Annotated in this window: 8 protein-coding genes and 3 pseudogenes; 3 read left to right on the top strand and 8 right to left on the bottom strand. The window is 53.2% G+C overall.

Annotation, left to right across the window (positions count from 1 at the left end):
• Positions 1-39 precede the first annotated feature (39 nt).
• Complete coding sequence (locus tag JCM13996_RS03930; protein WP_054749807.1) at positions 40-1,026, top strand: TMEM175 family protein; 987 nt, start codon at positions 40-42, stop codon at positions 1,024-1,026.
• A gap of 344 nt (positions 1,027-1,370) precedes the next feature.
• On the opposite strand, the pseudogene JCM13996_RS03925 reads toward JCM13996_RS03930, so the two are convergent.
• Positions 1,371-2,943: pseudogene (locus tag JCM13996_RS03925) on the bottom strand (MFS transporter).
• Positions 2,933-3,511, bottom strand: coding sequence for a PadR family transcriptional regulator (locus tag JCM13996_RS03920; protein ID WP_082383839.1), 579 nt, complete (start codon positions 3,509-3,511; stop codon positions 2,933-2,935). Before JCM13996_RS03920 ends, JCM13996_RS03925 begins: the two are co-directional and overlap by 11 nt.
• Positions 3,512-3,765: 254 nt before the next feature.
• Here JCM13996_RS03920 and JCM13996_RS03915 point away from each other — a divergent pair, with 254 nt between their 5' ends.
• Positions 3,766-4,248 (top strand): YbhB/YbcL family Raf kinase inhibitor-like protein, encoded by a 483-nt coding sequence (locus JCM13996_RS03915; RefSeq protein ID WP_054749805.1) that lies wholly within the window; start codon positions 3,766-3,768, stop codon positions 4,246-4,248.
• Between the two features lie 107 nt (positions 4,249-4,355).
• Here the strand turns inward: JCM13996_RS03915 and JCM13996_RS03910 are convergent, their stop codons facing one another.
• The 3 genes and pseudogenes from JCM13996_RS03910 to JCM13996_RS03890 form a co-directional block, all read right to left on the bottom strand.
• The gene (locus JCM13996_RS03910; protein WP_082383800.1) at positions 4,356-5,516 is read right to left on the bottom strand and encodes a DUF4767 domain-containing protein; all 1,161 of its coding nucleotides are present in this window, start codon (positions 5,514-5,516) and stop codon (positions 4,356-4,358) included.
• Positions 5,517-5,597: 81 nt separating this feature from the next.
• A pseudogene (locus JCM13996_RS13120) lies at positions 5,598-8,207 on the bottom strand (ABC transporter permease).
• 201 nt (positions 8,208-8,408) lie between these two features.
• A pseudogene (locus tag JCM13996_RS03890) lies at positions 8,409-8,876 on the bottom strand (ABC transporter ATP-binding protein); the annotation flags it as partial.
• A gap of 223 nt (positions 8,877-9,099) precedes the next feature.
• Here JCM13996_RS03890 and JCM13996_RS03885 point away from each other — a divergent pair.
• On the top strand, positions 9,100-10,002 hold the full coding sequence (locus JCM13996_RS03885) for a DMT family transporter (RefSeq protein ID WP_082383799.1): 903 nt from the start codon (positions 9,100-9,102) through the stop codon (positions 10,000-10,002).
• A 374-nt stretch (positions 10,003-10,376) separates the two neighbouring features.
• Here JCM13996_RS03885 and JCM13996_RS03880 read toward each other — a convergent pair whose 3' ends face one another.
• The 3 genes from JCM13996_RS03880 to JCM13996_RS03870 form a co-directional block, all read right to left on the bottom strand.
• On the bottom strand, positions 10,377-11,141 hold the full coding sequence (locus JCM13996_RS03880; protein ID WP_054749793.1) for an MFS transporter: 765 nt from the start codon (positions 11,139-11,141) through the stop codon (positions 10,377-10,379).
• A 161-nt stretch (positions 11,142-11,302) separates the two neighbouring features.
• Positions 11,303-12,007 carry an MFS transporter gene (locus tag JCM13996_RS03875; RefSeq protein WP_054749791.1) on the bottom strand — a complete coding sequence of 235 codons (705 nt, stop codon included), beginning with the start codon at positions 12,005-12,007 and terminating at the stop codon, positions 11,303-11,305.
• A 184-nt stretch (positions 12,008-12,191) separates the two neighbouring features.
• Positions 12,192-12,563, bottom strand: coding sequence for a DUF805 domain-containing protein (locus JCM13996_RS03870; protein WP_054749789.1), 372 nt, complete (start codon positions 12,561-12,563; stop codon positions 12,192-12,194).
• Positions 12,564-12,615 lie beyond the last annotated feature (52 nt).

Genomic DNA, 12,615 nt, shown 5'->3' with positions numbered 1-12,615 from the left:
CGCCTAAAATAACAGCATCAATTACAAAAAGGAGCAACCATGGAAAAACTCAAGAATCGGCTGGACGCCTTTAGTGATGCAATCATCGCGATTATTATCACCATCATGGTACTCAACATTCCCCCAGTATTGCATGATTCGCTACATAACTACCTGCAACTGGGTAAGTCCGTCAGCATTTACTTCATTAGTTTTATTTTTATCGCTAATATGTGGTATCAGCACGGGACGGCGTTTAGCGAAATCACCACGATGACCTACCGCATCGTCATTTTGGACATGCTGTTCCTGATGCCGCTGTCGCTGATGCCATTGCTGACCAACATGATGGCCAGCAACACTACCACCATCACGGTGGTGTTGTACGGCGCGTTGCAACTGGTGGTGAACTTGCTGTTCCGTTTCCTCACCAAAGCCATTGTTCACCTCCAATATACCGAGGCTACAGAGATGCGCCAGGTGTACCAAAAGATCTACGGTAACACCAACCGGGTGATGGACGCGCTCAGCTTAGCAACCTTGGTGGTAGCCTTCGTCCAACCGGAGTTTTCTTTATTTGTCTTCTTGGCGTACCCCATCGTCATGTTTCTGCTGAACAGTTCCGCCCGCCAAGAGATGTACGACGTCGCGGCGTTGCCCACCGAGCAACAGCACGATTTCACGCAACTATCCGGGAACGACCTGCGCGACTTTCGCAAAGCCCAGCGTGAATTCCTGCGTAACGCCCAGGAAGCAATCACTAATGGTCAACCGCCCACTGACAAAGACGCCACAAACACGTCAGCCGCAAGTGGCGTCGCCGAGAAGGCAACCAAGCCGCAAGCGCCCGGCGTGCCTCCTAGCATTAGTTCCTGGCTCGACCAAAACGTTGACCCCACCAGGCAGCGCCAGATATACGCTCGCTTTGCCAACATGACGCCAGAACAACGCGCCGCCATGGAGGCCCGCGTCGCACAACGTATGCAACGGTGGTTCGATCAACGGCATGTCAACCGCAATCACCACCACACGCCCCAACAACGTTAATAGTAATCTACCTGCCGTCCGGACAAGGGCGGCTTTTTTTGTCGTGTCGCCACAAACCGGGAACACAAACAACGTCTACCACCTACGTCAACTGACGATTCAGCGGGCAAACCGGCAACTATTAGCCAACCCTGCGTTTTTAAAAGCCCACTACAAACATTTGTTCGGTATAGTATGGTCATCCCCGTAGCAATACGCAAAGGAGAGTTGGCCCATGCCGTTTCCCCACCAATCGCTCACACTCATCGCGTACCTGCAGCTTTACTTTGCCCTGCGACCACCACCACAACCAGTCCTCCCGCTGCAATAAAAAAAGGACCAGCTAATCAGCTGATCCATCGTGCTTAATCTTTAGTTTGTGCATCCGTAGCCACGGGTCCGCGCATTAATAGCAGTGCGGCCAAACTACCGACAACTACCACTGCAGCAGCGCACAGGGCTACTGCACCCATGCCGCGGTCGTATGCCCGCAAAACGACCTGGCAGACCGCATGCACAAACGGGGTCCGTGCGAGGCGCGCTGACCAGGCAATACTGTGCCCGGAAAACGGCCCGGCCGTCACTAGCGCCGCGTGAATCCCCGCAGTCATTTTGGCCGGCATCCCCGTACCATTTAAATGAGCACTGAGGTATTGCTCATAGCGGGTATCCTGAACGAGGCCAAACCCGACGACACCCACGGTCGTACCCAGTTGCCGGAACACGTTGATCAAGCCAGACGCCATTCCCATCTCCTGTGGGGCGACACCTTCCATGCCGGCCGTGTTGAGCAGCGGGTTGACCATCCCGTTAGTGATCCCAATCAGCACCATCCCGGGCCAGAGGTTCGCAAAACTAACCTGCGGCCCCACTGCATTGGCGATGGCGAGAAAACCCATGGCCCCAATTAACAAACTGAAGCCAATGAGTCGCTTCTTGGGAAAGCGTGCGCCCAAGATACCGGTCAGTGGCCCCAGGATCAGGGACCACATGCTAATCGTTAGCTGCCGTACCCCGGTAGCTAGCGCCGAATAACCGATGTAGTTTTGCATTAGCGCCGTCAGGAAGGTACTAAACGAATAGATGCCCGCGCCCAACGCAAAGGCCACAATTACGGTACCGATAAAATGTGGCTCCTTGAAAAAGGCGACGTTCAGCATGGGTTGCTGCAGGCGGCTTTCCACCACCACAAAGATCACCATGATGATCAAACCGGCAACCAACCAGCCCCCGACATGCAACCCTAACCACGGCCAACCAGGATGGGATTCCTTGACGATGAGGCCGTAGATAATGCTGAACAGCCCGGCTGCTGAGAGCAACATCCCCCACAGGTCGACCCGCTCGTTCTCACCGTAGCTGGGCGTCTCCTGAACGAAAATAATCGTCATGATGACCGTGACAATTCCCACCGGCACGTTAACGTAGAAAATGGACGGCCAACCAAAGTGCTCCACGAGGTACCCGCCAATCAGTGGCCCTGACGCTGACGAAATACCAATCACTGAACCTAGAATCCCCAACGCGGTGCCCCGCTGCCGGCCTTCAAAGTTCGAGGCCACCAAGGCCATCGCTAGGGAATTCATCCCGGCCCCACCAATGGCCTGAACGCCACGCCCAATATCGAGGACGAATAAACTGGAGGCCATTCCGTTTACAGCCGAGGCCACGACAAAGAGGATGAGTGAGCCCAAAAAAAATCTTTTTGCGCCCGTACATGTCACCCAACTTAGACATGATCATGAGTGAAACGGCATAAACCAACGTGTAAGCGTTCAGCACCCACTGCAGGTTCGTAAAGGACGTATTAAATTGCCGCACCATGGTGGGTAACGCGACGTTCACGACGGTGACGTCCAGTAAACCCATGAAGGTGCCGAGACTCATTGCGGTTAGTGCTAACCAGCGGTGGGGATGCTTTTGTGTATCATTTACCATTGTTCATTTCCTTTTCTGTACTGCTGTTGATTTTCTGCAGGCAACATCGCAGCCACCGTTGCTTGGTTTTGGACAGCTCGATATTCAAATCTAGGGTTTGAATCGTCCACTCCAGGTGGGCGACCCGGGACTCCGGATTATTTTCCGTCGCTAGGAAGGTCTCCAAGTGCTTTCGCGCCCGGAGGTATTCGTCCAGATCCGTCTGCACCATGTCCCCAAAGGCAGTGAGGATGGTCCGCTGAACGTCTGGCTGGACGTCGGCAAAGCCCCGCACCTTGAACTGGTAGACCGATTCACGCCGAACATCCGTGGTGACGGGGGCAGCCATTAACGCTTGAAAGTGTTCCCGACCACGCGCGGTAATATGGGAAACCTTGGTGCCCCGCGTACTACCAGGTGCAGCCCGCTGTTGAATGAAGCCGTCTGCCTCCAAACGTTTTAACAACGGATACATGACCCCGTTGGAGATTTTCCGTCGCGGTACTAAAGCAATGCCTAAAATCTTCCGTAACTTATACCCTGACATATCCCCAGACATCAGGGTGCCCAGAATTAATAACTCGTACATGTAGCCCTCCATATGTCGAAACGACAGGTTTAACTATACGTCACTCCGACACATAGTGCAACCATCAATTAGTCAACCTCCCAAACCATCATCAGCCCAACATTTCCCCCACAAAACACAGCACCAGGCCTTTATCGATACAAGCGCTTACATTATTTGGTGAAACATCTAAAAAAATTGGTGGGACCCCCTTTGTCCCAACCATGATTGGGTGTACAGTAAGGGCAATCATTATGATAGAAGAGGGTGTTGTTGTGTCATCGTTACTTGTTTCTAGTCCGGACTTTCGTGATGGTCATACCATGCGTTACGCAAATTCGGCGTGGGGCGGTGACCAAAGTCCTGAAATTCACGTAATGGGTATCCCGGCAAGAACCGCCACCATGGCCGTCACCATGGTGGACGCGGATGTTCTGGGCCACCGTACGCTACCACACTGGGTCATTTGGAATATCGACCCCCGTGACCGTATTCCCAGCCACATTCTCCCCGGAGCCCACGTCAACGAGATTGCTGGGGCCATACAGGGCGATGTTCTAGGCCGCCATGGTTACCGTGGGCCCAAACCAACATGGTTGCGCCGGGTAACCCATCACTACGTATTCACCGTGTACGCGCTGGATACCCGCCTTCCTTTACCTAGCGGGGCCAGTTACCACGACTTCATGCGCAGCATCCATGGCCACGTATTACGTTATGGTTCACTCACCGGTCTATTTAGTCCGGCCAATAAATAAATAAATAGATACAAACAGGGGCCGGTATCCACCAATGATAGTGGATACCGGCCCCTGTGCTGTAAATTAAACATAATGCGGGCGTTAAATATTCAGAGTCTCAACAACTACTCATCCGATTGCACTACGTCGCCCGGATAGTCAACGTCGGCCTGTTGATGGGCAAGTTCAGGGGTCCGGTACATGTGCTTATCAACCCAGGTACCAGCGCCATAACCAGTCGTCAGCACCGGAACAGTTTGTCCATCCACCGAACGGTTGATCACACAAAAGCTTTCCCCGTCACCAGCACTCTGATACCAACCACGAACATTAAACCATTGGTAACCGTTAGCTTCAAAGGTGTCCGTTTTTCCCCAATGATCCGACCTATATTCATCCATCACAAAACCATCATAATTACCACAATCCATAAATCGACGCTCAGCTGCTGTATATTCACTGGTATCGTGCAGTTCAGTGTACTCAGTTGTGTCACCCTGTGACGTGGTCATCTTGTTGCCACTAATAACCACCTTGGTGTACCCTGCCGGTTCATAATCTGACCCCGAGGTGTAACTATACCAAGTACCCTGCATGGCTGCCGGAAACTGCGGTTCTTGCTTAGCGGGCACAACGGCAGTAGTACCGTTCGAGCTAGCACTAGCACCCGAACTAGTACTGCTGGCATTACTACTTGCCTGCGTTTTATTACTGGCGGTACTGCTGGATTTAATCGTCTGTCCCCTAACAATCTTTTTAAACGCACTGCGTAACTGCTGATTACTAGTTTGGACAAAGGGGACCAGCCCATCACCACGGGCGCGTTTTTGAGTCACCAAAACTCGATACCCGTCTTTGCTTGAGTAGGTAAATAAGTACCAAACATGACTAGTAATATCAACGTAACTACTCAGTACGTTTAGTTTTGTACGCGAGTCACGATTCTTTTTGGGGAACCAAACAACCTTGCTAGCTTTACCACCAACAAGAATATTGCTACCTTTAGTCACGTACTGCTTAATTGACATGTTGTACCAGCGAAATTCCACGTTCTTGGTAACGCGCCCATACGACTGACCCATTTCCGTGCCAAATTGATTCATATATTGATCCAAGTGGTGGCTTTTCGCCTCGGTCCAATGAGTATTAACGTGTTGCTCCCGCGTAGTTTTTGCAGAGCGGGAGCTACTAGTACCGTTAGCTGCACTGTGACTAGCCGTATGCCCACATGACGGGAGTACTAATGCAACTATTGCTATCAACGCAATTCCCAGATGCTTGCGCATATTATCACTCCATCATCAAATTTAAATAACACACATAACAACAGAGCATTTTAATACGCTTACATTGTAAAAACAAGCACCTTAGTCCGTCCGCGCCGCCAACGCTTCGACCATGTCGACCCGCTGCAAACGCCGGTGCGTGACCCACATGACGATGGCGGTAAACGCAGCAGTGAGGACGGCTGCCAACAGGTATCCCGGCCAGTGAATGACCAGCGGGAAGATGATTTGGGCCGACGCCGCCTGGTTCAGAATAAACGCAGTCAAACCGTTGCCCAACAAGAAGCCCACGAGGATGCCGACAATCGTGAGGATAATGTTCTCGCGCACGATGTACATGGTGACCTCGCCATCGTAAAAGCCTAACACCTTGATGGTCGATAGCTCGCGCATCCGCTCCGAAACGTTGATGTTGGTCAAGTTGTACAGCACCACGAACGACAACAGACCACTCAGTACAATAATGATCACGATGAAGGTATCCATGCTGCTACTCATTTGTTGGATCGTTGTCCGCTGGTCATCCGCATAGCTAGTGTTGATGGCCCCACCGTCACGTAATAGCCGCTCCGACAGGTGCCGCCGTTGCTTGGTAGTCTGGGTAGACGTCCGCACCAACAGTGCGTTAGTACGCGCCCGATGACCAAAGGCAGCACGGTACGCCGCCCGTGTCATGTAAGCAAAGTGACCGGTGTAGTTCTGCGCAATACCCGTGACCCGCACCCGGGCGTGAGCGCCATTCGGTAACTTGAGCCGCACCCGACTCCCCCGCTGAGCGTGGAGGATGGTGGCCGCCTTTTGCGTCAAGACCACCCCGCGGGCCGTCAACTTAATACTGTCGCCTTTGGTGGTTTCCACGTTCACGTAGCCGTGCAGGTTGTTAGTTTTGGTGGGCACAAACAGACTGATTGAGCTGACGTTATGGCCCGCACGTTGGGCTTTGACGGTGTTGGACAGGACCGTGGTGCTGCGCTGGTAGTGCGCATCTTTGTTCAGCACCCGCCGCGCCGTCGTCGGCGTACCGTTATCGCCCAACGTCACGACGGCACTATACCGGATGATGTCGTCAAACTGCCGCGTCCCCGCTGCATTGATCGAATCACGAATCCCAAAGCCGGTCACAATCAGCCTGCGCCGCCGGCAATCCCGATGATGGTCATCAGCATACGCGACTTAAACCGGAAGAGGTTCCGGTAGCTAACTTTACGGTTGAACGACAACCGCCGCCAGAGTGGCGTGATGCGTTCCAGAAGGATCCGCTTACCCGCTTTCGGGGCCTTGGGCTGCATTAATTCGGCGGGTTTGGCCCGCAACTCCGTACTAATGGCAATGGCGACCGCCCCGACCGTCGCCACGAGGCAAACGCTAGCGCCAACCCAATGTTGTCCCACTGCCAATTGATGACGGCGGTCCGGACGATGGAAGTATTGCTGCCGGACATCTGGATCACCAGGCGTGGTAGGAGTTCGCTACCAATGGCGGCCCCCAGCGTGGTGCCACAGATGGCAGCTAGTAACGCGTAGATAAAGTAGTTTCGGCTAATCGCCGCCGTCCCGTAACCCAGCGCCTTCATGGTCCCGAGTTGGCTCCGGTCCTCGGCCACCATCCGCGAGATGGTCGTGAACGTAATCAGGGCCGCGATCAGGAAGAAGAACACGGGAAAGACGTTGCCAATAGCGGCAATGCGTTGCGCCGATTCCCCGTAGTCCGCGAAGCCACTCAGGTCACTACGCTTCGTGTAGCTGAACTGCGGCGTCGGTACCTGCTTGGCAACCGACTGCTTGGCGGCCTGTAATTTGGCCACGACAGCCGTCAGGGTCGTCCGCTGTTGTTGCATGGCTGGGGTGGTCATCCCCGCCGTAGCCGCTTGGTCCAACTGCGTCAACGCCGTCTGCGCCTTCGTCAACCGCGCGTCGACTTTGGCGGTGGCCGTCTTGATCAGCTCCGCCGCCGAGTAGCCGCCCGCCCGCGTAAGGCGTGCTTCACCAATGTGACTTTGTGTGCCGCACGGACTTTGTACCCGTCACTAAAGCTATTGCCGTGAGTTAAACCTTGGAAGTAAAAGCTGATACTCGTGTAAACGTTGAGATCCAAGTTTCGGGCCGGCACGTACGCAAAGTAGGCCACCTGCCCGTTGCCAATGTTGGCGTTTCCCTGATTATACGTGGAGTCAATAAACTGTGGTGAGTTGGCAAAACCGACCACGCGGTAAGTCCGCCGCTGCAAGTGGCTGGTCTTGGCAAAGCGGTAGGTGCTGCCCAGCCGGTAATGCCCGTAATCATGCGCCCGTGCGTCGAGCACGATTTCATTCGCGTGCCGTGGCAGGTGGCCGCTTGTCAGCATCAGCCGGTTCAGTTGCCGGTTATTCGTGTACCCGTTAACTGCCACCACGGAATCATCCGTGCGCGCCAACGCAAAGAGGCTCTTGGTTGCCATGACCTGTGCCCCTTTGACCTGCCGGGCCGCACGGACATCACTGTGCGTGAGGCCGGCCGTACTGGTGACCGTCACGTCGGCCAAGTGCTGTTTGTCCACCATCGTCGTGGCGGAATCGGTGTAGGCGGGACCAATCCCCTTCACACCAACATACGCCAGCACGCCCAGCATAATAATTAAAATAATGGCCACAAAGCGGCCCAGGCTACGGCGAATGCTGCGGCCCAACATGGTATTCAAAATTTTGCGATACATACGCGCCACCTACCATTCAACCGCGTCGACCGACAGCGGTTCGGGGTTATCCGTGACGCTACGGACCTGCGCGTCGTTGATGCGAATGACGCGATCCGCCATCTTGGCGATCTCCGCGTTATGCGTGATGATCACGACCGTCTTGCCGTCGCGGCGACTAGCATCGGCCAGCAACCGCAACACCTGCTTACCCGTCTGGTAGTCCAATGCCCCAGTCGGTTCGTCAGCCAGCAGCAGTTGCGGGTTCTTGGCCAACGCGCGGGCAATAGCCACCCGCTGTTGTTCACCACCCGACAATTGGGCGGGGAAGTTGTCCAGACGTGCACCCAAGCCAACCGCGCGCAACGTTTCGTCGGCATCCAACGCGTCGGGCACTAGCGACGCCGCCATCTCGACGTTTTCACGCGTGGTTAGGTTAGGAATCAAGTTGTAAAACTGGAAGATAAAACCCACGGCCCGACGCCGGTATTCCGTCAACTGTTTGGCGTTAAACTGGGCAATATCGGTGCCATCAACTAGCACCCGGCCACTGGTAGGCGAATCCATGCCGCCCAAAATGTTCAGGACCGTCGACTTACCGGCACCACTAGGGCCGAGTATGACCGTCAACGCACCGGCTTCCACTTCAAAGCTGAGCGCGTTGTTAGCCACAATTTTGGTCTCCCCCATCTGGTAAATTTTGGATTCATCCTGCACTTCGATATAAGCCATCGCTTCGCCCTCCGTTTTGGTTACTTATAATGTAGTATACCGCGTTGAAACCCGCTCCGCCCCACCCCAATGCAAATGGGTCACGCAAAAATGTCTGCACGGGCGGTATTTATTGCTATACTAAGGGGAATCGGCTGGCGACGTACCCATCACCAACAACCAGTCACTGGGGGCAAAGTCATTGCAGACAACATCGAAACGGACCGTCGCTTTACGTGCGGCCATGGGCACAACCATGTGGGGCGTCGGCGGCGTCTTGAGTAACGTCATCTTTAACACCAGCAACGCCACTCCCGCATGGTTGGTCAGCATGCGCCTGGCCTGGGCGGGGCTGGCCATGTTGATTTACGGTTGGGTGACTCACCAGCCTCTCTTCCATGTCTGGCATCGTCGCGCCGACGCGGTCCGCCTGGTCGCCTTTGGCCTGATCGGTGTCGCGCTCGCCCAGTTTAGCTACCTACTGGCCATCTTCTACGGCAACGCCGCCATCGCCACCATCATGTTGTCACTGGTGCCAGCCATCATCACCGTGGTCATGTGTGTCCGCGAACGAATGTGGCCGCGCCCCGTCGACACCATCGCCATCATTGTCGCCCTCATTGGCGTCTTCCTACTGGTTACAGATGGTAACGTCACCCAACTTCACGTGGCACCCCTTGCGCTGGCTTGGGGACTGGTGGCGGCCCTGACCGGCGCCGCCTACACGCTGCTGCCACGGCCATTACTACAGCACGAACCACCCCTAGTCGTGGTGGCCTGGGGACTGGCAATCGGTGGTTTAGTCATGAACTGCCTGAGCCCGTTCTGGCACATGCCGGCGGGGTTGCACTCATGGAGCTGGGTTGCCATCCTGTTCATCATCTTTGGCGCTACCTTTCTCGCTTACATCCTGTACGTTTCCAGCCTCAAGACCCTGCGCCCAGCTACTGCCAGTATGATCGGCAACCTCGAACCACTCACGGCCACGGTGCTCTCGATTATCTTCCTCGCCCTCGGTTTTCATTTTCTGCAATTTACCGGCATCGTGCTCGTCTTGACGGCGGTCTGCCTAATGAGCTGGATTCCCCAAAAGCAGCGTCTGTGATGGGCTCTTACCCGTCAAGATCAGGCGTGCATCCTGTCTGAATCCGGCACAACATTTCCCGGGAAATATGTTTCTCGAACGACTAAGGTACAGAATCCAGTTACAATACGATTCATGGAATGTATTGCGGTACCAATATCAAATATACTGTTGCTGGAATGTGCCACTGATGTGCCACCTCAACAATTAAGACTGCTGTTACTTTGGCAGTCTTATTTATTTGGATTTAGTATAGTAATACCGATACAACACCAAATGTGAAAAGAGCTGCAATAGCGATAGCAAATCGTTCATTTTCATTGAAAATTTCGAAGTGAGCAACCGCGTCATTCGTTAAAACGATGTCTTTAGTGAAATTAACGCAAAAAAAAGAATCAACAAGCAGTATGCACCTGCGTACTCGTTGATCCTTTTTTTTGCAAATTCCAAAGGCCATAGTCATAACACCCAAGACCACGCTTAGGAAACCACCTGAAGCCGGCGCGTTGGGTGTTGCTAGTCATGACCGTGCTACGATTTAAGATTCCTATGCCGCTTTTTCTTGCTGATGCGTAACCGGGTTTTTTTAGGAACAACGCGCACACGATTCCGACCGCACCGATTGCCGTCGCAACGATCAAGGCGGCATGTGAGCCGCTGACAAGCGCTTGATGTATGCCATGAGCATAAGCGGCTTTATCAGTATGCAATAATGCCGTTTTGGGTGCATCATTCATCGATACGGATTGCAATACTGAAACCAGCACAGCCGTACCGATCGCCGCACCGACTTGACGAACAACGTTGTTCCCGGCACTGCCGTGGCTGATCAACTCAGGCGTTAATGAGTGCATACCCATCGTGCCAGCAGGCATCATCGCAAACGTCAAACCAACATTTCGTAATGCGTACAGTGCGACTACGACCCAGATTGGGGTGGTCAAGCCAATGAAAGTCAATCCTAAGGTGCTGATTGTCATGACGGTGATACCGAACAATACCGCTTGACGACCTTTGTTTTTAGCAACTAAACTGCCGGAGATTGGGGCCAAGAAAAACATCAAAGCCGCACCCGGCAATAGGGCTAATCCAGAATTCGTTGCGGACAATCCGCGAGCATTTTGCAGATACAGTGGCAAGATAAACTCAACGTCAACCATACTGATCTGGCGATCGCCGCAATCACCGCAGCAACTGTGAAGTTACCTTGCGTAAAGATCCGCAACTCTAGCATCGGATGAGGGATCGTCAGCTGTCGCCAGATGAACACGGCTACCATCAAAGCACCTACGATTAGACTAGCAATTACTTTACTGTCTGATCAGCCGTCATCAGAGACCACCGATACACCGTAGAGGATGCCGCCGAAGCCGACGCTTGATGAAGCAACCGACAACCAATCTAGCGGCGTTGGCTTATGTGGAACAACATCGGCCATGAACAGCATTGACATGATCAAGGCAATCAAGATGATTGGTGCCATTACACCAAAGATATACCGCCAGCCGAAGTTATCAACGATATAGCCGCCTAGTGTTGGGCCGACAGCAGGGGCGATCCCGAACACAATACCGAGTAACATCGTCGGTGTGCCTCGATTTTCTTTAGGATATACGGAGAAAAGAATGGTCATGGTCAACCCTGATAGAATCCCTGCACCAACAGCCTGAATTAGCCGTGCTGATAACAGAATCGCAAAGTTTCCGGCAGTGAAAGCCAATACCGTTCCTGCTAAGAATAAGGCTAGTGATACCGACAGCAGGTGCTTGGTGTTGAACAGATCAGCCATCCATGCCGAGATCGGGATCAATATGCCACCGATCAAGGCGTAACCGGTGGACAACCACTGTACCGTTGATACGCTGATATCAGATGCACTGATCAAACTTGGCTGAGCAACAGACAACACGGTTTGGTTGAGCATTGAGACGAATGCGCCGATAATCACGACTGCCACCAACAATCCGCGGCTGTGTGCAACGGCTTGTGTTTCTTGCGTAACTTTTTGCGAAATGAAGACTCCCATCTATCTGTTTTCATGAATACAAGCAATAAGTGTAACGGCATGAAAATTGATTGTCAAGGGTCTAACTGTCAAGTGCCTACATTTCTCGCGAAATAACACTACCGCGTTCACTTTGGTCACGCCTGATTCGCCGCAAAAAAAAGCTGCCTGAAATTTATTCAAGCAGCATCGTCACACCTGTAAGTTATTGAACTGCACGCCAGCGACTGCGCTTAGTAGGTATCAGCCCGACCACCGTCATGGCGATCGCACCTATTCCTGGCAGGCAATCGATCAACACCCACCAGCTTGACAGGTTAATGTCATGCAATCGGCGGACTTTAACAGAGATCAGTAGCAGCCACACCACCATCAACACCAGCCGACCAACGAGATGAATGTCAGCACCACCAGTCATGATTGATCGCAAGGTGTCGCCTTTGAGTAAAGCGATGCAGATGACGAGCAAAGCGCCGATCATGTAATTGATAATCACTGGCACCCAGTATTGCATCCGGTCAGCGGTACCCTTGAAATCCAGCAAGTGTTTGAAAAAGTCGAAGTAAGTACGACGCATTGATGTGCCTCCAAGTTTTTCTTACATTTTAAATGTAAGATATCTAACTGTC

This window comes from Lacticaseibacillus thailandensis DSM 22698 = JCM 13996, from assembly GCF_001312865.1.
Lineage (GTDB): Bacteria > Bacillota > Bacilli > Lactobacillales > Lactobacillaceae > Lacticaseibacillus > Lacticaseibacillus thailandensis.
The sequence above is the reverse complement of the archived record's forward strand: the minus strand, read 5'-3'. Positions and strand labels throughout refer to the sequence as shown.

Excerpts from the sequence above, each read along its gene's own strand:
- JCM13996_RS03930 (WP_054749807.1), top strand. The coding sequence starts at position 40 with ATGGAAAAACTCAAGAATCGGCTGGACGCCTTTAGTGATGCAATCATC.
- JCM13996_RS03920 (WP_082383839.1), bottom strand. The coding sequence starts at position 3,511 with ATGTACGAGTTATTAATTCTGGGCACCCTGATGTCTGGGGATATGTCA.
- JCM13996_RS03910 (WP_082383800.1), bottom strand. The coding sequence starts at position 5,516 with ATGCGCAAGCATCTGGGAATTGCGTTGATAGCAATAGTTGCATTAGTA.
- JCM13996_RS03880 (WP_054749793.1), bottom strand. The coding sequence starts at position 11,141 with ATGGTTGACGTTGAGTTTATCTTGCCACTGTATCTGCAAAATGCTCGC.
- JCM13996_RS03875 (WP_054749791.1), bottom strand. The coding sequence starts at position 12,007 with ATGGGAGTCTTCATTTCGCAAAAAGTTACGCAAGAAACACAAGCCGTT.
- JCM13996_RS03870 (WP_054749789.1), bottom strand. The coding sequence starts at position 12,563 with ATGCGTCGTACTTACTTCGACTTTTTCAAACACTTGCTGGATTTCAAG.